This window comes from Streptomyces sp. O3 (assembly GCF_054788135.1).
In genome coordinates, this window is record NZ_JBTVYK010000015.1 from 1 (window position 1) to 21,546 (window position 21,546).

17 protein-coding genes and 1 rRNA gene are annotated in these 21,546 nt (G+C 73.8%); 13 read left to right on the forward strand and 5 right to left on the reverse strand.

Translation table 11 applies throughout. The features are described 5' to 3' along the window. Positions 1-77 (forward strand): 5S ribosomal RNA (gene rrf / locus ACX6XY_RS09850); the annotation flags it as partial. Positions 78-193: 116 nt separating this feature from the next. Here the strand turns inward: rrf and ACX6XY_RS09855 are convergent. Next, complete coding sequence (locus ACX6XY_RS09855; RefSeq protein WP_460328468.1) at positions 194-946, reverse strand: hypothetical protein; 753 nt, start codon at positions 944-946, stop codon at positions 194-196. A gap of 132 nt (positions 947-1,078) precedes the next feature. On the opposite strand from ACX6XY_RS09855, the gene ACX6XY_RS09860 reads away from it, so the two are divergent. Then, on the forward strand, positions 1,079-1,876 hold the full coding sequence (locus tag ACX6XY_RS09860; RefSeq protein ID WP_460328443.1) for a hypothetical protein: 798 nt from the start codon (positions 1,079-1,081) through the stop codon (positions 1,874-1,876). Between the two features lie 133 nt (positions 1,877-2,009). Here ACX6XY_RS09860 and ACX6XY_RS09865 read toward each other — a convergent pair whose 3' ends face one another. Continuing rightward, entirely contained in the window at positions 2,010-3,287 is a 1,278-nt protein-coding gene (locus ACX6XY_RS09865) for a DUF1015 family protein (protein WP_460328268.1), read from the reverse strand. A gap of 72 nt (positions 3,288-3,359) precedes the next feature. On the opposite strand from ACX6XY_RS09865, the gene ACX6XY_RS09870 reads away from it, so the two are divergent. Continuing rightward, complete coding sequence (locus tag ACX6XY_RS09870) at positions 3,360-4,388, forward strand: HAD hydrolase-like protein (protein ID WP_460328269.1); 1,029 nt, start codon at positions 3,360-3,362, stop codon at positions 4,386-4,388. 94 nt (positions 4,389-4,482) lie between these two features. Here the strand turns inward: ACX6XY_RS09870 and ACX6XY_RS09875 are convergent, their stop codons facing one another. Then, complete coding sequence (locus tag ACX6XY_RS09875) at positions 4,483-4,830, reverse strand: sterol-binding protein (RefSeq protein ID WP_460328270.1); 348 nt, start codon at positions 4,828-4,830, stop codon at positions 4,483-4,485. A 42-nt stretch (positions 4,831-4,872) separates the two neighbouring features. Between ACX6XY_RS09875 and ACX6XY_RS09880 the strand changes: the two genes are divergently transcribed. The 6 genes from ACX6XY_RS09880 (at position 4,873) to ACX6XY_RS09905 (ending at position 11,241) form a co-directional block, all read left to right on the forward strand. Then, positions 4,873-5,157 (forward strand): hypothetical protein, encoded by a 285-nt coding sequence (locus ACX6XY_RS09880; protein WP_460328272.1) that lies wholly within the window; start codon positions 4,873-4,875, stop codon positions 5,155-5,157. Between the two features lie 7 nt (positions 5,158-5,164). After that, a complete protein-coding gene (locus ACX6XY_RS09885) occupies positions 5,165-5,980 on the forward strand; it encodes a TlyA family RNA methyltransferase (RefSeq protein WP_460328274.1) in 816 nt (271 codons plus the stop codon). 47 nt (positions 5,981-6,027) lie between these two features. Further along, positions 6,028-6,966, forward strand: a complete 939-nt coding sequence (locus ACX6XY_RS09890) for an NAD kinase (RefSeq protein ID WP_460328445.1) — start codon at positions 6,028-6,030, stop codon at positions 6,964-6,966. Between the two features lie 219 nt (positions 6,967-7,185). Then, positions 7,186-8,922 (forward strand): DNA repair protein RecN, encoded by a 1,737-nt coding sequence (gene recN, locus ACX6XY_RS09895; protein WP_460328447.1) that lies wholly within the window; start codon positions 7,186-7,188, stop codon positions 8,920-8,922. 2 nt (positions 8,923-8,924) lie between these two features. Then, positions 8,925-9,701, forward strand: a complete 777-nt coding sequence (locus tag ACX6XY_RS09900) for a hypothetical protein (RefSeq protein WP_460328275.1) — start codon at positions 8,925-8,927, stop codon at positions 9,699-9,701. A gap of 397 nt (positions 9,702-10,098) precedes the next feature. Then, positions 10,099-11,241, forward strand: a complete 1,143-nt coding sequence (locus ACX6XY_RS09905) for a glycosyltransferase family 4 protein (RefSeq protein WP_460328277.1) — start codon at positions 10,099-10,101, stop codon at positions 11,239-11,241. A gap of 65 nt (positions 11,242-11,306) precedes the next feature. Here ACX6XY_RS09905 and ACX6XY_RS09910 read toward each other — a convergent pair whose 3' ends face one another. Both ACX6XY_RS09910 and ACX6XY_RS09915 read right to left on the reverse strand, forming a co-directional pair. After that, entirely contained in the window at positions 11,307-13,067 is a 1,761-nt protein-coding gene (locus tag ACX6XY_RS09910; RefSeq protein WP_460328278.1) for a PucR family transcriptional regulator, read from the reverse strand. 76 nt (positions 13,068-13,143) lie between these two features. Continuing rightward, on the reverse strand, positions 13,144-14,946 hold the full coding sequence (locus ACX6XY_RS09915; RefSeq protein ID WP_460328449.1) for a glycoside hydrolase family 15 protein: 1,803 nt from the start codon (positions 14,944-14,946) through the stop codon (positions 13,144-13,146). A gap of 509 nt (positions 14,947-15,455) precedes the next feature. Here ACX6XY_RS09915 and ACX6XY_RS09920 point away from each other — a divergent pair. The 4 genes from ACX6XY_RS09920 to ald all read left to right on the forward strand — a co-directional run bounded on the left by ACX6XY_RS09920 (position 15,456) and on the right by ald (position 21,409). Next, positions 15,456-17,111, forward strand: coding sequence for a CTP synthase (locus ACX6XY_RS09920; protein ID WP_460328279.1), 1,656 nt, complete (start codon positions 15,456-15,458; stop codon positions 17,109-17,111). A gap of 120 nt (positions 17,112-17,231) precedes the next feature. After that, positions 17,232-17,858, forward strand: a complete 627-nt coding sequence (locus tag ACX6XY_RS09925; protein ID WP_460328281.1) for an NUDIX domain-containing protein — start codon at positions 17,232-17,234, stop codon at positions 17,856-17,858. A 175-nt stretch (positions 17,859-18,033) separates the two neighbouring features. Further along, complete coding sequence (locus tag ACX6XY_RS09930) at positions 18,034-20,148, forward strand: tetratricopeptide repeat protein (protein ID WP_460328282.1); 2,115 nt, start codon at positions 18,034-18,036, stop codon at positions 20,146-20,148. 145 nt (positions 20,149-20,293) lie between these two features. Continuing rightward, positions 20,294-21,409 carry an alanine dehydrogenase gene (gene ald / locus ACX6XY_RS09935; RefSeq protein ID WP_460328284.1) on the forward strand — a complete coding sequence of 372 codons (1,116 nt, stop codon included), beginning with the start codon at positions 20,294-20,296 and terminating at the stop codon, positions 21,407-21,409. Positions 21,410-21,546: the final 137 nt, after the last annotated feature.

Sequence of the window (21,546 nt, forward strand, 5' to 3'; positions counted from 1 at the left end):
CGAACCCGGAAGCTAAGCCTTACAGCGCCGATGGTACTGCAGGGGGGACCCTGTGGGAGAGTAGGACGCCGCCGAACAATTTTTGAGGACCCTTGGTCCCAGCGTTCACGCTGGGACCAAGGGTCCTTTTGTTTTGTCGAAGCGCGCCTCGTTGCTGGGTGCGCAAGAATGACTGCGGTACCGAAGACAGGAGTCACCCATGTCGACCAACTCTCCCGACGACCGACCGGAGCGCGACCAGCGTCGACGGGACGGTGGCGACCGGGGCGGATACCGCGGAGGGCCGCGTCGCGACGGTGACCGTGGGGCTCCTGGACGCCGTGACGACCGGCGCGATGGCTCGCGCGGCGATCGCGGCGAGCGTGGTGGTTTCCGCCGCGACGACCGCGACCGTGACCGTGACCGGGGTGGCTACCGGCGCGACGACCGGGACCGCGGCGATCGTGGTGACCGGGGCGGCTTCCGTCGTGACGACCGCCGGGATGACCGACGTGATGACCGCGGTGGCTTCCGTCGTGACGATCGCCGGGATGACCGTGGTGGGTTCCGTGGGCGCGATGACCGCCGTGAGGGTGACCGGGGCGGGTTCCGCGGACGTGATGACCGTGACCGTGGTCCCCGTCGGGACGGCGACCGGCCTGCCTTCCGTCGGGACGACCGCCAGGATGACCGGGGCGGCTTCCGTCGTGATGACCGACGTGATGACCGTGGTGGGTTCCGTGGACGGGACGACCGGCGGGACGACGACCGGCGGGATGGTAGCCGGGGCGGGTTCCGCCGTGACGACCGCGACCGCGGCGATCGTGGTGACCGGGGCGGCTTCCGCCGCGATGACCGCCGGGACGAGCGGCGCGACGACCGCCGTGATGACCGTCGTGACGGGCGGCGCGATGACCGCGGCGGCTTCCGTGGACGGGACGACGACCGGCGCGGCGGCGGGTTCCACCGGGACGACCGGGGCCGTGGCCCGCGCAGGGACGACAGCCGTGGCCGCCCCGGCGGCGGATACCGTGGTGGGCGCGACGACCGCGACCGCGGGCCGCGTCGTGACGAGCGGGAGCGCGAGCCCATCAAGCGGCTGCCGATCCCGGAGGACGTCACGGGCGAGGAGATCGACGGTGACGTACGGCAGGAGCTGCAGAGCCTGCCCAAGGGTCTCGCCGAGGACGTCGCCAAGAACCTGGTGATGGTCGCCAAGACCATCGACGAGGACCCCGAGCTGGCGTACGGCTACGCGAAGGTCGCGCTGCGACTCGCCTCGCGGGTGGCCGCCGTGCGCGAGGCCGCGGGCTTCGCCGCGTACGCCACGCAGAAGTACGCCGAGGCGCTCGCCGAGTTCCGCGCCGCCCGCCGGATGACCGGGTCCGCCGAGCTGTGGCCCCTGATGGCGGACTGCGAGCGGGGGCTCGGAAGGCCCGAGAAGACCCTCGACATGGCCGGTGCGCCCGAGGTCCAGAAGCTGGACAAGGCGGGACAGGTCGAGATGCGGCTCGTCGCCGCCGGAGCCCGGCGCGACATGGGGCAGCTGGACGCCGCGATCGTGACGCTGCAGAGCCCCGAGCTCGCGTCGAACTCCGTACAGCCGTGGACCGCGCGCCTGCGGTACGCCTACGCCGACGCGCTGCTCGCCGCCGAGCGGGAGGACGAGGCGCGAGAGTGGTTCGCGAAGGCCGTCGAGGCCGACAAGGATGGCACCACGGACGCGTCCGACCGTCTGGCGGAGCTGGACGGGGTGGAGTTCGTTGACGCTTTCGACGACGAGGCGGAGACGGGCGAGGCCGAGGCCGAGGCCGCCGCACCGGCGGAGGGCGACCACACGGCCGACAGCGGGCACGACAGTGGGCAGGACAGCGGGCAGGACGATGACCGGAGCTGACCGCGCCAACGCCGTACGGCATGAACGGCTGAACGGCTGAACGGCGTGACATGAGCAGAGGAGGGGGGCGGGACCGCGACACGGTCCCGCCCCCCTCCTTCGGTTCCTCAGCCCCGTCAGAGCCAGGGGCGCGTCAGAGAGTCAGGCTGCGCAGCACCAGGCCGGTGGCCGGTTTCGGGCCGAAGGACGTGGACTTGCGCGGCATCGTGACGCCCTGGCGGGCCAGCTCGCGTACGACGTCCTCGCCCACGGCGTGCATCAGGACCGCCGTACCGCCGTCGCGCTCCGCCTTGGCGACGGTGGCCGCCGCATCGTGGATGTAGCCGATGTGCTCGGGGTCGTCCGGGATCTTCCAGAGGTGGTCCAGGAGCGTCGCGTGCAGGACGGTCGCGTCCAGCGTGCGCCAGGCCTCGGGCCGGTCGTCCGGCACCGTACGGGCGAGCAGTTCGGGGGACGGGCGGTCGACGAGGTGGAACGCGCCGTCGCCCGCCAGCAGGAGGGCGTTGGACGCGGCCGCCGCCTCGGCGAGCGCCTCCAGGGCCTGGGGCAGCGGGCCCGCGACACGGCGCACCCGGAAGCAGTCCGACACGGCCTCGAGCGCCTCGGCGACCGGGAGGCGGTGCAGCAGACGGTGGATGCCGCGCACCTGGAGCGGGTAGCGCGCGCTGTCGACCAGGAGGACAAGACCGAAGTCCCAGGGCGTGGGCGGGGTGTGCTCGGAGCGCAGGCGCAGATAGGTGGCCCAGCGGTGGTGGCCGTCCGCGATCAGCGCCTGCCGGGGCGCGAGGTCGGCCTGGACCTCGGCCAGCTCGGCGGGGTCCGTGACCGCCCACAGCCGGTGGCTGTAGCCGTCCTCGGTGGTGGTGGCGAGCAGCGGCGCGCGCCGCACGGCGCGCTCGACCACCGCCGTGCCGCCGGTGGCCGTGCCGCCGTCGCCGCGGTAGGACAGCAGCAGGGGCTCCAGGTTGGCCGCGGTGGCACGCATCAGGTCCGCGCGGTCCTCGACGATGTGCGGCATCACGCCCTCGTGCGGGAGGACGACGCCGTCCTCCGCGTCGGAGAGCTTGAGCGCTCCGATGATTCCGCGCTGGAGCAGATCGCCCTTGCGCTGCTCGTAGACGTAGAGCGCGGGCTCCTGGTCGGGGGCGAGCACGCCTTCGGACAGCCAGCGGTGGAAGGTGTTCGAGGCCTGTTCGCGGCGGGCCGCCGCGGTGTCGGCCTGCGGGAGGATGAGCCGGACGATGTTGTACGGGTCCGCCGACTCGAGGTGGTGCAGGCCGTCCGGGCGCACCACGACGTCGTACGGCGGCGAGGTCACGGCGGCCAGGCTGCTGACCCGCTCGGGGACATAGCGCAGTCCGCGGAACGGGATCAGGTGCAGACCTTCGACTGTCGGACCTGTGGAGTTCATGACTGCATCGTATGTGCGGTACTGGAGTACGAGATGATCGGGGGAAGAGCGGCGAACGAGGAGCGGTACGAAATGAGCCAAACCGTCAGGACCAGCCCGGCAGCGAGCGAGCGGGCGCTGAGCGAGGCCTACGACACGGCGCTGCTGGATCTGGACGGGGTGGTGTACGCGGGCGGCGATGCGATCGAGCACGCCGTGGACTCGCTGCTGGCGGCGCGCGAGCGTGGCATGCACCTGGCGTACGTCACGAACAACGCGCTCCGGCCGCCGGACGTCGTGGCCGCGCACATAACCGAGCTGGGTGTGCCGACCGAGGCGGTGGAGGTCATCAACTCCGCGCAGGCCGTGGCCCGGCTGATCGCCGAGCAGGTGCCAGCTGGTTCGCGGGTGCTGGTGATCGGGGGCGAGGGGCTGCGGGTCGCGCTGCGCGAGCGCGGCCTGGTGCCGGTGGAGTACGCGGAGGACGACCCGGCGGCGGTGGTGCAGGGGTATGGCGGGCTCGAACTGGCCTGGGGCCGGTTCGCCGAGGCGTGCGTCGCCATCGCGCGCGGGGTGCCGTGGTTCGCGTCCAACACCGACCTGACGGTTCCCAGCCCGCGGGGGATCGTGCCGGGCAACGGGGCGGGGGTCGAGGTCGTCCGGATCGCGACCGGAGCCGAGCCGCAGGTGGCGGGCAAGCCGTTGCCGCCGATGCACCGCGAGACGATCCTGCGGACCGGGGCCGAGCGGCCGCTGGTGGTCGGCGACCGGCTGGACACGGATATCGAAGGGGCCTTCAACGGCGAGGTCGACTCGCTGCTCGTGCTGACCGGGGTGACGGACGCCGCCCGGCTGCTGGCCGCACGGCCCGAGCACCGGCCGACCTATGTCGACGCGGATCTGCGCGGCATGCTGACCGGCCAGCCGCCGGTGTCCGCGGCGGGGGACGGGTTCGCCTGCGGCGGATGGACCGCGTCCGTACGGGATGACGCGCTCGCGCTCGACGGCGACGGCGCGGTCATGGACGGGCTGCGGGCGCTGTGCGCGGCGGCGTGGACCCAGGCCGGGGAGGGGGCTTGCACGCTGGACGCGGGGAAGCCGCTGGCCCGGCTGGGGCTGTAGATCGCTGACAGACCGCCGGATAGATCGCCAGGTCAGGCGGGGCAGACGGGCCGGGCGAGGCAGGTAGTCCGGGCGGCATCCGCGGCGCGACCGGTCAGAGCAGCGACCTGAGCCGGAGCAGATCCCGGACCCCGGCTTCCAGCCGTACCCGTCCCGAGGCCCAGGCCCTGGCGAAGTGCAGCTCACCGCCGACCAGCGAGACCAGGTCGTCGCTGGTCATGGCGAGCCGGATCTGCGCCTTGCCGCGCGGCGGGCCGCTGTGCGTGCCGGTGAGCTCGATCCGGCCGTCCTTCAGCCGTCCCTCGAAGGTGGCGTCCAGGTCGGTGACACGGCAGCTGAGCGAACGCTCTCGGGCGATGACGCCGCGTACCTCGCCGTCGGCCCCGGCCAGGGTGTCCGAAAGTGTGTCGAGTGCGGCGCGGCACTCCTCCATCGTCGCCATCGTGACCGACGGTACCCCAGCCGTTCGCGGTAGCGTCGGGGCATGAGCGACACGACGCCGGGGCTCGACGGGGAGCCGCCGGCCGCACAGACGACCTACCATCCGGCCGGGCCCCGGCCCCTCGGCGTTCCCCGTACCGCCACCGGGAACGCCGACGTCGACGCGCGGATAGCGCGCCTCGGGGACGCCGACCACCTCGCCACGGACGGGCACATCGAGGTGTACGAGGATGTACACGGGGGGCTGCGCGACGCGCTGACCGCGCTGGACGCACGCCAGGGTCCTCCGGCACCCGCCCCCGGCCGCCCGTACGACGACAGGAGCTGAACCGAACGTGGCAGGAGTGGCACGCCGCCGCCTCGACGCCGAGCTGGTCCGCCGCAAGCTGGCGCGGTCGCGCGAGCACGCCGGACAGCTGATCGCCGCCGGGCGGGTGACCGTCGGCGGCAATACCGCGACCAAGTCCGCGACCCAGGTGGAGACCGGCGCCGCCATCGTGGTCGCCGACGACGCGGACGACCCCGACTACGTCTCCCGCGGCGGGCACAAGCTCGCGGGCGCGTTCGCCGCCTTCGTGCCGCAGGGGCTGAAGGTCGAGGGACGGCGCGCGCTGGACGCGGGCGCGTCGACCGGGGGCTTCACCGATGTGCTGCTGCGGGCCGGAGCGGCCCATGTGGTGGCCGTGGACGTCGGCTACGGCCAACTCGCCTGGTCGCTGCGGAGCGATGACCGGGTCACCGTCAAGGACCGTACCAACGTACGGGAGTTGACCCTGGAGGCGATCGACGGCCAGCCGGTGGACCTGGTGGTCGGCGACCTGTCCTTCATCCCGCTGGGGCTCGTGCTGCCCGCCCTGGTGCGCTGCGCCGCGCCGGACGCCGACCTGGTGCTGATGGTCAAGCCGCAGTTCGAGGTGGGCAAGGAGCGGCTCGGGAGCGGCGGTGTGGTGCGCAGCGCCGCACTGCGCGCCGAGGCCGTGCGGACGGTGGCCGGTCAGGCCCTGGACCTGGGCTTCGGGACGCGGGCCGTCACCGCGAGCCCGCTGCCGGGGCCGTCCGGCAATGTCGAGTACTTTCTGTGGCTCAGGGCCGGGGCACCCGCACTCGACCCGGCGGACGCCGACCGTGCGGTGGCGGAGGGACCGAGTTGACCACTGATGCGACGACGCTGACCACTGAGGGGCCGACCACTGAGGCGCTGGCCGCCGACGCGACGGCCGCCGAGGCGACGGCCGACCGCACGCGCACCGTCTTCCTGCTCGCGCACACCGGACGCCCGGCCGCCATCCGCAGCGCGGAACTCGTCGTACAGGGGCTGCTGCACAGCGGCCTCGGGGTACGGGTGCTCGAGTCGGAGGCCCCCGACCTGCCGTTGCCGTCCAGCGTCGAGCGGGTGCCGGACGCCACCGGCGACGTGCTGAACGGCTGCGAGCTGATCGTGGTGCTCGGCGGGGACGGCACCCTGCTGCGCGGCGCCGAGTTCGCGCGCGCCTCCGGGGTGCCGATGCTCGGCGTCAACCTCGGCCGGGTCGGGTTCCTCGCGGAGGCCGAGCGGGACGACCTGGACAAGGTCGTGGACCGGGTCGTCACGCGCGCGTACGAGGTCGAGGAGCGGATGACCCTCGACGTCCTGGTACGGGACAACGGCAGCGTGGTGCACACCGACTGGGCGCTGAACGAGGCGGCCGTCCAGAAGGTGTCCCCGGAGCGGATGCTCGAGGTCGTCCTGGAGATCGACGGCAGGCCGGTCTCCGGCTTCGGCTGCGACGGCATCGTGTGCGCGACCCCGACCGGGTCCACGGCGTACGCCTTCTCGGCGGGCGGTCCCGTGGTGTGGCCCGAGGTGGAGGCGCTGCTCATGGTGCCGATCAGCGCGCACGCGCTGTTCGCCAAGCCGCTGGTGACCTCGCCGAGTTCGGTGCTCGCCGTCGAGGTGCAGCCGCACACGCCGCACGGCGTGCTGTGGTGCGACGGCAGGCGGGCGGTCGAGCTGCCCGCCGGAGCGCGGGTGGAGGTGCGCCGGGGCGCGGTGCCGGTCCGGCTGGCCCGGCTGCACCACGCGTCGTTCACCGACCGCCTGGTGGCCAAGTTCGCGCTGCCGGTCTCGGGCTGGCGGGGAGCGCCGGACCAGCCCTAGGCCCTGTCTCCCTGGGGCTCTGAGGTTACGGAGCAGCAGAGGAGAGGGGGCTGAGGCGCTGACGCTGCGGCGGGAAGCGGCACGGCCGCCGGAGTTCCACCCCGCGGGTGACAGTTCGTCCGCTGTGTCCCCTGATCACCTGCGTCTTCGCCCGTGCGGGGCGGGGCCCGTCGCCATGCGGGGCGCCGACCTCGTAAGGTCGTGTCCGTGTTGGAGGAGATGCGGATACGGTCGCTCGGAGTCATCGACGACGCGGTCGTCGAGCTGTCACCAGGTTTCACCGCCGTGACGGGTGAGACCGGTGCGGGCAAGACGATGGTGGTCACCAGCCTCGGGCTGCTGCTCGGCGGACGCGCGGATCCCGCCCTGGTGCGGATCGGCGCCAGGGCGGCGGTGGTGGAGGGGCGGATCGCCGTGCCCGCCGACGCCTCGGCGGTGCTGCGCGCCGAGGAGGCGGGCGCCGAACTCGACGACGGGGCGCTGCTGATCAGCCGCACGGTCTCCGCCGAAGGCCGCTCCCGCGCGCACCTCGGCGGCCGGTCGGTGCCGGTCGGGCTGCTCGGCGAGCTCGCCGACGACCTGGTCGCCGTACACGGCCAGACCGACCAGCAGGGCCTGCTCAAACCCGCCCGCCAGCGGCAGGCGCTCGACCGGTACGCGGGGGACCCGGTGGCCGCGCCGCTCGCCAAGTACACGGTGGCCTATCGCAGGCTGCGGGCGGTGGCGGCCGAACTCGACGAGCTGACCGTCCGGGCTCGCGAGCGCGCCCAGGAGGCCGATCTGCTGCGCTTCGGGCTCGACGAGATCGCGGCGGTCGAACCGCGCGCCGGTGAGGACGCCGAGCTCGCCGCCGAGGCCGAGCGGCTCGGGCACGCCGAGGCGCTCGCGTCCGCCGCCACGGCCGCGCACGCCGCGCTCGCCGGGAACCCCGAGGACCCGGAGGGCGTCGACGCGGGGCTGCTCGTCGGCGGCGCGCACCGGGCGCTGGACGCCGTACGCGCGCACGACCCGGAGCTGGCCGCGCTCGCCGACCGGATCGGCGAGATCGGCATCCTGCTGGGCGACGTGGCAGGGGACCTGGCGGGGTACGCCGACGACCTCGACTCCGATCCGCTGCGCCTGGCCGCGGTCGAGGAGCGGCGGGCCGCGCTGACCCAGCTGACCCGCAAGTACGACGCGTCAGGCGAGGGCGTCGACGCCGTACTGGCCTGGGCCGAGCGGGGCGCCACCCGGCTCACCGAACTCGACGGCGACGACGACCGCATCGGCGAGCTGACCGCCGAACGCGCGGCCCTCAGCGCGGAACTGGGCGAACTCGCGGCCGCCCTGACCGCCGCCCGCACCGAGGCCGCCGAACGGTTCGCCGCCGCCGTCACCGCGGAGCTGGCCTCGCTCGCGATGCCGCACGCGCGCGTGAGCGTCGACATCCGCCAGACGGAGGCCGTCGACGAGGGCTCCGGCATCGAGGTCGCGGGCCGCGCCCTCGCCTACACCGCCAGCGGCGTCGACGAGGTCGAACTGCTCCTCGCGCCGCACCCCGGCGCCCCGCCCCGCCCGATCGCCAAGGGCGCGTCCGGCGGTGAGCTGTCCCGCGTGATGCTCGCGGTGGAGGTGGTCTTCGCGGGCTCTGACCCGGTGCCGACGTACCTGTTCGACGAGGTCGACGCGGGCGTCGGCGGCAAGGCTGCCGTCGAGGTGGGCCGCCGCCTCGCCCGCCTCGCCAGGTCCGCGCAGGTCGTCGTCGTCACCCACCTGCCGCAGGTGGCGGCCTTCGCCGACCGGCAGCTGCTCGTCGAGAAGACGCACGACGGCTCGGTGACCCGGTCCGGGGTGCAGGTACTCGAAGGCGAGGACCGGGTCCGTGAACTGTCCCGGATGCTCGCGGGCCAGGAGGACTCCGAGACGGCCCGCGCGCACGCGGAGGAACTCCTGGCGACGGCCCGAGCGGACGGCTGAGCATGACCGACTGCCGACCGCCCGGCGGCCGTCTGACCGCGCTGCTCACCGCCGCCGCGGCGACCCGCGCCGGGTACGAGGCACTGCGCCGCGGGCGCGGGGACTCGGGGCGCTGGGAGCGGAGGAACTTCGCGGGCCGCACCGTCGACCTGTGCGCCGGGCCCGCGACCGTCGTCGGCGGCGTGCTCGGGGCGCTCGCCCCGCGCGGCCTGCCGCCCCGTGCCCGCGCGGGGGCCGCGCTGGCCGTGGCCGCGGCGGGAGCCTGCGGGGCGTACGACGACCTCGCGGGCGCCGACGATCCACGGCGCGGGTTCCGCGCGCACCTGGGCGCGCTGCGCCGCGGCGAGGTGACCAGCGGCGCGGTGAAGCTCCTCGGCATCGGGGCGGCCGGTCTCGCCGCGGGCGCGCTGCTCAAGGAACGGCCGGTCGACAAGGTGCTGGCGGGTGTGGTCATCGCGGGCGCCGCGCACGGTGTGAACCTCGTGGACGTACGTCCTGGGCGTGCGGCGCTGCTCGCGCTGGCGCTCGGCGCGCCGGGGCTGCTGAAGCGGGACGGCGCGCTCGCGGCGGCCCCGATGGGCGCGGTCGCGGCGGTGCTCGCGGACGATCTGGGCGAGCGGACCATGCTGGGCGACGCCGGGGCGCATGCGGTGGGCGCGGGGCTGGGGGCGGCGGTCGTCGCGGGCAACGGGCGGGCGGGGCTCGTGGTGCACGCGGCGGGGGTGGTCGCGGCGGCGGTGTACGGCGACGCGGCCGCGGCGCGCGGCTCCGCCGCGTAGTTGTTCTCCGGGTGCCCCAGGGCCCCGTGCCACGGGAGGGTGTTGCCCTGCGGCCTGTCGGAGCGGTTCACCGGGGTCGGGGGGTGTGCTCACCCTCCCCCACTCTCGGCTTCGCTCGAATGGGAGGTGCTCTCTCGCCCTGAGGAACGTATGCCCACAACGGGGGGAGACGGCATGGGCGGGAGGCAGCGCGGCGGTGAGTGGACTGGTGTGCGGTCGCTCGTGTGGGTGAAGTGGTGGGGTGTCGTGGGCGCTCCCTTACGCGATCGGCACGTCGGCGGTGCCGGAGCGCCTGTGCGGGCTGGCATCCTTGGCGGTGCGCTCGGCGCCCGCCGTCCGAAGCGTCCCCAGCGCGTCCGTCCGCGAAGCCGTCCGTCGACTCAGGAGCCCCGGCCACGTGAGCAGCCACTCACCGCAAGGCCAGCCGCAGTTGCGTACCGTGCAGGTGCTCGGCGGCGGCAGCGCGGGCAGCACCGCCCATGTCCGCTCGCTCGCCGCGGGGCTGGTCGCGCGCGGCGTACGGGCGACCGTGTGCGCGCCGCCCGAGCTCGACGCGCGCTACGACTTCACCGGCGCCGGGGCGACGTTCGCCCCTGTGCCGCGCCGCACCGACCCGATGTCCGTGGCCGCGCTGCGCGCTGCCTGCGCGGACGCCGACCTCGTCCACGCGCACGGGCTGCACGCCGCGCTGCGCGCGTCGCTCGCCCTCGCCGGGCGCGCCACCCGCCCCGACGGCCGCCGTACCCCGCTGGTCGTCACCTGGCACGCGCGCGGATGTGCGGAGGGCGCCAGGGCCCCGGTCCTGCGGCTGCTCGAACGGCGGGTCGCGCGGGCCGCGGCCGTGGTACTCGGCACGTCGTCGGAGCTGGTCGCCCGGGCCCGCAGCCGCGGCGCCCGCGACGCGCGGCTCGCGCCGATCGCGTTCCCCGTGTCCCGCCGCACGGCCGCCCCCGGTCCCGACGACCCCGACCGGCTGGGCCACAAGGCCAGGGCCGAACTGGGCGCTGTCGACCGCCCGTTGCTCATGGCCGTCGGCTCGCTGGACCGGCACCGTGGATACGGCACACTGCTGGACGCCACGCGCGCGTGGCGGCGGCTGGACCCCGCGCCGCTGCTGGTCGTCGCGGGAGAGGGGCCCGAACGGGCCGCGCTGCAGCGCCGTATCGAGGGCGAAGACCTCCCCGTACGGCTGCTCGGCCGCCGCGCGGACATCCCGGAACTGCTCGCCGCCGCCGATGTCGCGCTGCTCCCCAGCCGCTGGGAGTCCCGCTCGGTGCTCGCCCACGAGGCGCTGCACGCGGGTGTTCCGCTGGTCGCCACCGCGGTTGGCGGGGTGCCCGAGCTGGTGGGGGACGCGGCCGAACTGGTCCCGTACGGAGACGCGGACGCACTCGCGGACGCGGTGGCCGCGCTGCTCGCCGACCCGGAGCGCAGGGCGCGGCTCAGGGCCAGGGGCCTGGCCCAGGCGGCGAGCTGGCCGACCGAGGACACGACGGTCGCCCAGATCCTGAGCGTGTACGACGAGCTGGCGCAGCCCTGACTCCAGGCCCAGGCCCAGGCCCAGGCCCAGGCCCAGAGCCAGCCCCAGCCGGAGCCTGGCCGGTGTCACGGCACGTGGCGGCGGGCCCGCAGGGCCAGGCTGAGGGCGAGCACCGTCTGCGGGTCGTCCAGGTCCGTGCCGAGCAGTTCCGCGATCCGCGCGAGCCGGTTGTACAGCGTCTGCCGGTTCAGATGCAGCTCGCGGGCGGTCTCCGCCTTGCGGCCCGCATGCGCGAGATAGGTTTCCAGCGTCGGCAGCAGCGGGGTCTTCGACCTGCGGTCGTGCGCGCGCAGCGGACCGATCGCCCGGCCGACGAACGCCGCCAGGTCGGGGTGCTCGCGCAGCCGCCACAGCAGCAGGTCGGTGTCCAGGCGCCGCGCGTCGTACCACGGACGGTCCGGGAGCCCCTGCGCCGCGGCCGCCGTCTCGGCCGCGTGCCGCAGCCCCGCGGCCGCCGCCGCCCAGCCGCCCGCGACGTCCCCGGCCACCACGACCGGCGCCCGCGCCGCGGGCCCCCGGATACCGGCCCGCTCGGCCCCGGCCCGCAGGGCCGCCGCGACCCGGTCGGCGACCGCGCCCCGCTCGGACTCCGAGCGCAGCCCGAGCAGCAGCGGCACTCGCCCCTCGACCGGACGCACCCCCACCAGCACCGGCACTCCCACCGCCGCCAGCTCCTCGGTGACCGCACGGGCCAGCACCGCCCAGCCGCCGCCGGGCGCCAGGCCGTCACCGCCGTCCCCAGCGCCATGCCCGCCGCCTCCGCCGCCTCCGCTGCCGGGGAGCCGCATCACCATCGGCAGCAGCGGCCCCGCACCCGGCTTGAAGCCCAGCACCCTGGCCTGGGCGGGGGCGTCGTCGGCGGTGCAGCGGCCTTCCGCGAGGTCGGTCAGGAAGTCCCCGCGGCCGCGTGCCGCCAGCTCCTCCTCCTGGCGGGCCTGCATCAGCACGACGGCCAGGATGCCCGCCGCCCGCTCGGCCGCGATGCGGTGCACCGCGAGCAGCGGCGCCGCCACCGGGAGCTGGACCAGGCGGGCGCGCACGGACCCCGTGCCGGGGCCGCCACCGGGGACGTCGACGACCACCGCGCCCGCGGGCGGCCCGGTGCCCCGCTCCGGCCGTTTGCCGCGCAGCCCCTCCCAGACCTGGAGCGGATCGACCTCACCGCCGACGGCCTCACCCACACCCGCGCCCACACCCGCGCCCATGCCCGCGCCCGCACCCAGGCCCGCGCCCGCGCTCGCGGACGGGGATCCGCCCGGCCCGGCCGCGTACAGGAGCTGCCCGTCGGCGGTCTCCAGGAACACCGGATTGCCGCCGAAGTCCGCGAGCGTGCCGAGCACCTGCGGCACCCCGCCCCCGCCGAGCAGCACCTGGGTGCACCGCCGGTGCACCTCCTCGGCCTGCTGGAGCAGCGCGTAGTGGCCGTTGACGATCTCGGTGTGCACCTCTTCGGTGACCGTCACAAAGGCCACCTCGCGGTGCAGCTGCACCAGCGGCAGCCCCGTGGCGCGCGCGGTGTCCACGATCGCCGCGGGCAGCCGGTCGAACCGGGTGCCCAGCTCGACCACCAGCGCGGCGATCCGGCGCTCGGCCAGCTTCGTCACGAAGGCACGCTGCTCGGCGGGCCGGGCGCCGAGCCCGATACCGGTGCTGAGCAGCAGTTCGCCGCCCTTGAGCAGGGACGCGATGTTCGGTGTCTCGCCCGCGTGCACCCAGCGCACGGTGCGCTGCAACCGGTCGGCGCCCGCCACGACCTCCGGAAGGCCGCTGCGCAGTCCCGGCAGCTCCAGCGCCCGTTGCACGGTGATCCCGCCCTGCATGTCCATGGGCGGGACGGTACCCGTACACCCGTTCCCGGAGCATCTCGCTCCGGTTCGTCCGGGACGTTCGCGTGCGGTGGCCTCAGCCTCCGTACGCCCCCGAAGCCGTCAGCCGCAGTGCCGTGTCGATCAGCGGGACGTGGCTGAACGCCTGCGGGAAGTTCCCCACCTGGCGCTGCAGGCGCGGGTCCCACTCCTCGGCGAGCAGCCCCACGTCGTTGCGGAGCGAGAGCAGCCGCTCGAAGAGCTCACGGGCCTCGTCCACGCGCCCGATCATCGCCAGGTCGTCGGCGAGCCAGAAGGAGCAGGCCAGGAAGGCGCCCTCGTCCCCTTCGAGGCCGTCGACGCCCGCGTCGTCACCGGACGTCGGGTAGCGCAGCACGAACCCGTCGGACGTGGACAGCTCCCGCTGGATCGCCTCGATGGTGCCGACCACCCGCTTGTCGTCCGGCGGCAGAAAGCCCACCTGCGGGATGACCAGCAGGGACGCGTCCAGCTCCTTGGAGCCGTAGGACTGGGTGAAGGTGTTGCGCTCCGGGTCGTAGCCCTTCTCGCAGACGTCCCGGTGGATGTCGTCGCGCAGTTCCCGCCACTTCGCCAGCGGCCCGTCGGCGTCGCCCGACTCGATCAGCCGGATGGTGCGGTCGACGGCGACCCAGGCCATCACCTTGGAGTGCACGAAGTGGCGGCGCGGTCCGCGCACCTCCCAGATGCCCTCGTCCGGCTGGTTCCAGTGGGTCTCCAGATAGCGGATCAGCTTGAGCTGGAGCAGCGAGGCGTAGTCGTTGCGGGACAGGCCGGTCATATGGGCCAGGTGCAGGGCCTCGGTGACCTCGCCGTACACGTCGAGCTGGAGCTGGTGGGCGGCGCCGTTGCCCGCCCGGACCGGCTGGGAGCCCTCGTATCCGGGCAGCCAGTCCAGCTCGGTCTCGCCCAGCTCTCGTTCGCCCGCGATGCCGTACATGATCTGGAGGTTCTCGGGGTCGCCCGCGACCGCCCGCAGCAGCCACTCGCGCCAGGCGCGGGCCTCTTCGCGGTAGCCGGTGCGCAGCAGCGAGGAGAGGGTGATCGCCGCGTCCCTGAGCCAGGTGAAGCGGTAGTCCCAGTTCCGGGAGCCGCCGATGTCCTCCGGCAGCGAGGTGGTGGGCGCGGCCACGATCCCGCCGGTCGGCGCGTAGGTGAGGGCCTTGAGGGTGATCAGCGAGCGGATCACGGCCTCGCGGTAGGGGCCGTGGTACGTGCACTGCTCGACCCATTCGCGCCAGAAGTCCTCGGTCGCCTCCAGCGCCGCCTCGGGTTCGGGCAGCGCGGGCGGCTCGTGGTGCGAGGGCTGCCAGCTGATCGTGAACGCCAGCCGTTCGCCGGGCGCGACGGTGAAGTCGGCGTAGGTGGTGAGGTCCTTGCCGTAGGTCTCGGCGGAGGTGTCCAGCCATACCGAGTCCGGTCCCGCGACGGCGACGGTGCGCCCGTCGAACCGGTGCACCCAGGGGACGATCCGCCCGTAACTGAAGCGCATACGGAGCGCCGAGCGCATCGGGACCCGTCCGCTGACGCCCTCCACGATCCGCACCAGCTGCGGAGCGCCGTCGCGTGGCGGCATGAAGTCCGTCACCCGGACCGTGCCGCGCGGGGTGTCCCACTCCGATTCCAGCACCAGCGAGTCGCCGCGATAGCTGCGGCGGGCGGCGGGGGGCGGCCCGGCCTGCGCCGAGTGCGCGGGTCCCAGCCGCCAGAAACCGTGCTCCTCGGTGCCGAGCAGCCCGGCGAACACGGCGTGTGAGTCGAAGCGGGGCAGACACAGCCAGTCGACTGTGCCGTCCCGGCAGACCAAGGCGGCGGTCTGCATATCGCCGATGAGTGCGTAGTCCTCGATGCGCCCGGCCACGTGCATCTCCAGTCGAACGGCCACGTCCGCCCCGCGGGGCGCTTGCGTTGCAGTCAAGGGTCGTTGACGAGCTTGGGTGATCCGGTTCGGGCGGGGATGGTGCCGTGGGCCGGCCTGGCTCGGCAGCGAGTGTCCGAGCAGGATACGACGCACCCTAATGATCCGCGCGAGGGTCGCGACAAATATCTGTCCGCCGAACGGGTGGGCCCCGGTGCGTCGTACGCGAACCCCGCGCCGCGGGTGATCGGCCGGGTGCGGGGCGTGAGCGGCGCGGGCGGGCGGTGCCGCGCGGCGGGGGAGCCGCGAGGCGGGGAGCGCCGCCGCGCGGCCGGGTGCGGCGGCGGCGGGAAGCGACCCCCCTCGGTCGCTGATACCCTGGTAGCCCGTGGACCGGTGGGCGAAAGAGTCATCGAGCCTGGCCCCCGAACCGCAGCGACGGCAACCCCCGAATCCGGGCCGGACGCCGGTACGCACCACCACCTCGCGACCACGGGAGCCCCCTCTTGGCCATGCCGCCCAAAGCCACGACGACCAAGCACATCTTCGTCACCGGGGGTGTCGCCTCCTCCCTCGGCAAGGGCCTGACCGCCTCCAGCCTGGGTGCGCTGCTCAAGGCGCGGGGCCTGCGGGTCACCATGCAGAAGCTCGACCCGTACCTGAACGTCGACCCCGGCACCATGAACCCGTTCCAGCACGGCGAGGTGTTCGTCACCAACGACGGCGCCGAGACCGACCTGGACATCGGCCACTACGAGCGCTTCCTCGACGTCGACCTGGACGGCTCGGCCAACGTCACCACGGGGCAGGTCTACTCGCAGGTCATCGCCAAGGAGCGGCGCGGCGAGTACCTCGGCGACACCGTGCAGGTCATCCCGCACATCACCAACGAGATCAAGCACCGCATCCGGCGGATGGCCACCGACGACGTCGACGTGGTCATCACCGAGGTCGGCGGCACCGTCGGCGACATCGAGTCGCTGCCGTTCCTGGAGACCGTCCGCCAGGTCCGGCACGAGGTCGGCCGGGACAACGTCTTCGTGGTGCACATCTCGCTGCTGCCCTACATCGGCCCGTCCGGTGAGCTGAAGACCAAGCCCACCCAGCACAGCGTGGCCGCGCTGCGGAACATCGGCATCCAGCCGGACGCCGTCGTGCTGCGCGCCGACCGCGAGGTGCCGACCTCCATCAAGCGCAAGATCTCGCTGATGTGCGACGTCGACGAGGCCGCGGTGGTCGCCGCGATCGACGCCAAGTCGATCTACGACATCCCCAAGGTGCTGCACACCGAGGGCCTGGACGCCTACGTCGTCCGTAAGCTGGACCTGCCGTTCCGCGATGTGAACTGGACCCAGTGGGACGACCTGCTGGACCGGGTGCACAACCCGAACCACGAGGTCACCGTCGCCCTGGTCGGCAAGTACATCGACCTGCCCGACGCCTACCTGTCGGTCACCGAGGCGCTGCGCGCGGGCGGCTTCGCCAACAGGGCGCGGGTCAAGATCAAGTGGGTCACGTCCGACGACTGCAAGACCCCCGCGGGCGCGGCCCGGCAGCTCGGCGACGTGGACGCGGTCTGCGTGCCCGGCGGCTTCGGCGACCGCGGCGTGAACGGCAAGGTCGGCGCGATCACCTACGCCCGCGAGAACAAGATCCCGCTGCTCGGGCTCTGCCTGGGTCTGCAGTGCATCGTCGTCGAGGCGGCCCGCAACCTGGCGGACATCCCGGAGGCCAACTCCACCGAGTTCGACGCGGCCACCGCACACCCGGTGATCTCCACCATGGCCGAGCAGCTCGACATCGTCGCGGGCGAGGGCGACATGGGCGGCACCATGCGGCTGGGCATGTACCCGGCGAAGCTCGCCGACGGCTCCCTCGTCCGCGAGGTGTACGACGGCAAGGAGTACGTCGAGGAGCGCCACCGCCACCGCTACGAGGTCAACAACGCTTACCGCGCCGAGCTGGAGAAGAAGGCGGGCCTGGTCTTCTCCGGCACCTCGCCGGACAACAAGCTCGTCGAGTACGTCGAGTACCCGCGCGAGGTGCACCCGTACCTGGTCGCCACCCAGGCGCACCCGGAGCTGCGCTCCCGGCCCACCCGCCCGCATCCGCTCTTCGCGGGCCTGGTCAGGGCCGCCGTACAGCGCCAGCAGGGTGCCAAGAAGTAGGAAGCACCGGCGGGATACGGTTGCCGGGGTACGGGCCTTTTGCGGCTCGTACCCCGGTTTCGCTGTCTGTGGTTTTCGCTGTCTGTGGCGTGCGCACGCGCGCGTAGGAGGACGTTCTTCATGACGCTCAGGGACACCGCCGAGCAGTGGCAGGTCACGGCCAGTGACACGCCCTTCGCCGGGAACAAGACCAGCGTCCGCACCGACGACGTGGTCATGCCCGACGGCACGGTCGTCCGCCGTGACTACCAGGTCCACCCCGGCTCTGTGGCCATCCTGGCCCTCGACGACCTCGGCCGGGCCCTGGTGCTCAAGCAGTACCGGCACCCGGTGCGGCACAAGCTCTGGGAGATCCCGGCCGGGCTGCTGGACGTGCCCGGTGAGAACCCGCTGCACGCGGCTCAGCGCGAGCTGTACGAGGAGGCGCACGTCAAGGCCGGGGACTGGCGGGTGCTCACCGATGTGTTCACCACGCCCGGCGGCTGTGACGAGGCGGTACGGATCTTCCTCGCCCGTGACCTGTCGGAAGCCGAGGGCGAGCGCTTCGACGTCAGCGAGGAAGAGGCCGACATGGAGCTCGCGCGGGTGCCGCTGGATGAGCTGGTACGCGGCGTGCTCGCCGGTGAACTCCACAACAACTGCCTGGTCGTGGGCGTCCTGTCGCTCGTGGCCGCGGAGCGCGGCGACGGCCTGGACGCGCTGCGCCCGGCTGACGCGCCGTGGCCCGCCCGCCCCTTCGAGGCCTGAGGGGCTGAGTCCCGGCTTCCGGTTCCGGGATGTCCGGTATGACCATCCGTTGATCCGATCGAGGGATGTGCCCGCCGCGCTCCCCCCGTTCCGTCGCAGAGCGTGAACTACGCTCGGAAGCCCCCCGACCGCAGCCGCGGCGGGCTCGGTGCGCAGGCGGACGGGAGCGTGGCCCGTGACGGATCAGGCGGTGGACACCCACACGGAGTCGTCCGTGCCGAAGGGCCCCGCTCCGGGAGCCGATCCCCGTTCGGGAATCCCCGGATTCTTCGGGCGGGACCGGGAGTTGAAGGAGCTGCGCGCCGACATCGCGCGCACCGGCCTGGACACCCTCACCGGCCGCAAGCGCCCACGCGCGCGTGTCCTGCTCATCGCCGGACGGCCGGGCTCCGGACGCACCGCGCTGGCCGGGGAACTGACCCGGCAGGTCGAGGACGGCTATCCGGACGGGGTGCTGCGCGCCCGGCTCACCGACCCCGCCGGCGCCCGCGTCCCCACCGAGCGCACCGCCGGGGAACTCCTCGGCGCGCTGGGCCTCCCGGTGACTCCCGGCGCCGCCGTCGACGACCTCACCGGCGAGCTGCGCGACGCCCTGTCCGCACGCCGGGTCGTGCTGCTGCTGGACGGCGCCGCCGACGCCGAGCAGGTCGACCCGCTGCTGCCGGACGCGCCGGACTGCCTTGTCGTGGCCACCGCCGAGGGACCGCTGACCGGCATCCCCGACGTACGGCCGTGCACACTCGGCGGCCTGGACGCCGCCTCCGCCCGCGCCCTGCTCAGCGGCTTCGCCGGGTCGGTGCGCATCACCTGCGACCCGCGGGCCGCCGAGGGCCTGGCCGAGCAGTGCGCCCACCAGCCCGCCGCGCTGGTCCTGGCCGGCGGCTGGCTGGCGGCCAGGCCGAAGGCCTCGGTCGCCGAACTCGCCAAACAGCTGCGCGACCTGCCGGAGAGCACGGCCGGTGCGCACGGCTCCCTGGAACGGGTCTTCCGCTTCGCCTACGACGGCCTCCCGCGCCCCGCCGCGCGGATACTGCGCCTGCTCGCGCTGGCCCCCGCCGGGATCGCCGACCCGCACACCGCGTCCGCGCTGGCCGGGTGCTCCGTATCGGCCGCACGGGTCACGCTGGACGACCTGACGGCGCGCGGGATGCTGCGCCCCCTGGATCCGCCCCGTGCCACGCGGCGCGGCGGCGCGGACCCGGAACTGCCGCAGTATGAGGTGCCCGGCTGCCTGCTGCCGGCCCTGCGCGCGCTGTCCGAAGCGGCGGACCGCCCGGCCGAGCTCCAGCTGGCCCGCGCCCGGATGCTGGAGCGTACGGTGCGGCTGCTGCAGTCCTGCCGGGCGGTCACCGAGCCGGACGGCTCACCGGCCCGCAAGCGGCTCGCCGGACTGCCCCGCTCGCTGCGCTTCGCCACCCCCGCGGCGGGCGCGGCGTGGCTCGCCGACCGTAAGGCCGCGCTGTTCGCCTCGGCCCGGCTCGCGGTGGCCGACGGCGAACTCGACACCCTGGCCAGACGGCTGATGGCCGCGCTCACCAGGGCCCTGGTCGCGCACCGCGGCACCGAGGCCGCCGCACCCGAGCTGTACGGCGTCCACCAGCTGGTCCTGGATGTGGCGACCCGGTGCGACCTGCGGCGCGAGCAGGCCGCCGCGCTGCTGAACCTCGCGGACCTGGACGCCGCCACGGGACGCACCCGGCAGGCGCTGGCCCGCTACCGCGAGGCGCTGGACGTGGCGCGGACCGCGAACGACCCGTACGCCACCTGCCGGGCGATGGAATCCGTCGGCGGCGCCTACCAGGAACTGGGGGACTGGCAGCGGGCCGCCGACTGGTTCGGCCGGGCGCTCGGCGCGCGGCTGGCGCGCGCCGAGCGGCTGGACGCCGCCCGGCTGTACGGACGCGTCGCGGCCGCGCACACCTACGCGGGCCGCTACGGGGAGGCGCTGCGCAACTGGCGCTCCGCCGTCGCCGGGTACCGCAAGGCGGGCGACGTCGCCTCCCACGCGCGGGCGCTGAGCGAGCTGGCCCGTGTCCAGGAGTACGCGGGCCACCCCGACGCGTCGCTGCACACCTGCCGGGAGGCGGTGGAGTGGGCCCGGCGGGCGCGTGATGTGCGGCTGCTGGCCGCGTTGCAGCTCAGGCTGGCCGACACGCTGGACCGGCTGGGCGACCCGGCGGCCGCCGGGCTGCACCGGGGTACGGCCGAGCGCATGCTGGGAAGAGAGATCCCCGAGGATGGAAGGGAACCCTCCGCCTGCGAAATCCGTAGCGCATCTCCGGCAGATTGATGCTTTGAAAGGCTAGACAGCTCAAAATCCTTCATTAGACTGGCTCCGCCGCGTACTCTCGTGGTGCATCCCGTTGCGCCCCCATGCATCCGGGAAAGTCTGCTGTTGCCCCGAAACATCCCTGAGTCAAGGACCGTGATCGACGATGAAGGTCGGCATCCCCCGCGAGGTCAAGAACAACGAGTTCCGGGTGGCCATCACCCCCGCCGGAGTGCATGAGCTCGTCCGCCACGGCCACCAGGTCGTCATCGAGCAGAACGCGGGCGTCGGCTCCTCGATCACGGACGAGGAGTTCGTCGCCGCGGGCGCCCAGATCCTGCCCACGGCCGACGAGGTGTGGGCCACCGCTGACCTGCTGCTGAAGGTCAAGGAGCCGATCGCCGAGGAGTACCACCGCCTCCGCAAGGACCAGACGCTCTTCACCTACCTGCACCTGGCCGCGTCCCGTGAGTGCACCGACGCGCTCCTGGAGTCCGGCGCCACCGCCATCGCGTACGAGACGGTGGAGACCGCGAACCGCGCGCTGCCGCTGCTCGCCCCGATGTCCGAGGTCGCGGGCCGGCTCGCCCCGCAGGTCGGCGCGTACCACCTGATGCGCTTCAACGGCGGGCGCGGCGTGCTGCCGGGCGGCGTCCCCGGCACCGCCGCGGGCAAGGCCGTCGTCATCGGCGGCGGCGTCTCCGGCTGGAGCGCTGCCCAGATCGCCGTCGGCATGGGCTTCCACGTCACCCTGCTCGACAAGGACATCAACAAGCTCCGCGAGGCCGACAAGATCTTCGGCACCAAGGTGCAGACGATCGTCTCCAACGCCTACGAGCTGGAGAAGGCCGTCGTCGAGGCCGACCTCGTCATCGGCGCGGTGCTGATTCCGGGCGCCAAGGCCCCGAAGCTGGTCACCAACGAGCTCGTCGCCAAGATGAAGCCCGGAAGTGTCCTTGTCGACATCGCGATCGACCAGGGCGGCTGCTTCGAGGACTCCCGTCCGACCACCCACGCGGAGCCGACCTTCAAGGTCCACGACTCGGTGTTCTACTGCGTCGCCAACATGCCCGGCGCGGTGCCCAACACCTCGACGTACGCGCTGACCAACGCGACGCTGCCGTACATCGTCGAACTCGCCAACCGCGGCTGGGTCGACGCGCTGCGCCGTGACCCGGCGCTGGCCCTGGGCCTCAACACGCATGACGGCCAGGTCGTCTACGGCCCCGTCGCCGAAGCGCACGGCCTGCAGAGCGTCGAACTGGGCACCCTGCTCGGCTGACGTCGCCGCTCGCGCCGCCCGTGTCAACAACGGGCGTCAATCGCGCACATCCGGCCGGACCTTGTCTGTCAAGGTCCGGCCGGATGTGTGTCGGGTCACGTGGTGAGGCTCGATCAACTCGCGTCGAACGTAACCCT

Bases quoted from the DNA above. Each gene is read 5' to 3' on its own strand.
- ACX6XY_RS09865 (WP_460328268.1), bottom strand. From the start codon at position 3,287: ATGAACTCCACAGGTCCGACAGTCGAAGGTCTGCACCTGATCCCGTTC.
- ACX6XY_RS09870 (WP_460328269.1), top strand. From the start codon at position 3,360: ATGAGCCAAACCGTCAGGACCAGCCCGGCAGCGAGCGAGCGGGCGCTG.
- ACX6XY_RS09875 (WP_460328270.1), bottom strand. From the start codon at position 4,830: ATGGCGACGATGGAGGAGTGCCGCGCCGCACTCGACACACTTTCGGAC.
- ACX6XY_RS09880 (WP_460328272.1), top strand. From the start codon at position 4,873: ATGAGCGACACGACGCCGGGGCTCGACGGGGAGCCGCCGGCCGCACAG.
- recN (WP_460328447.1), top strand. From the start codon at position 7,186: ATGCGGATACGGTCGCTCGGAGTCATCGACGACGCGGTCGTCGAGCTG.
- ACX6XY_RS09900 (WP_460328275.1), top strand. From the start codon at position 8,925: ATGACCGACTGCCGACCGCCCGGCGGCCGTCTGACCGCGCTGCTCACC.
- ACX6XY_RS09910 (WP_460328278.1), bottom strand. From the start codon at position 13,067: ATGGACATGCAGGGCGGGATCACCGTGCAACGGGCGCTGGAGCTGCCG.
- ACX6XY_RS09920 (WP_460328279.1), top strand. From the start codon at position 15,456: ATGCCGCCCAAAGCCACGACGACCAAGCACATCTTCGTCACCGGGGGT.
- ACX6XY_RS09925 (WP_460328281.1), top strand. From the start codon at position 17,232: ATGACGCTCAGGGACACCGCCGAGCAGTGGCAGGTCACGGCCAGTGAC.
- ald (WP_460328284.1), top strand. From the start codon at position 20,294: ATGAAGGTCGGCATCCCCCGCGAGGTCAAGAACAACGAGTTCCGGGTG.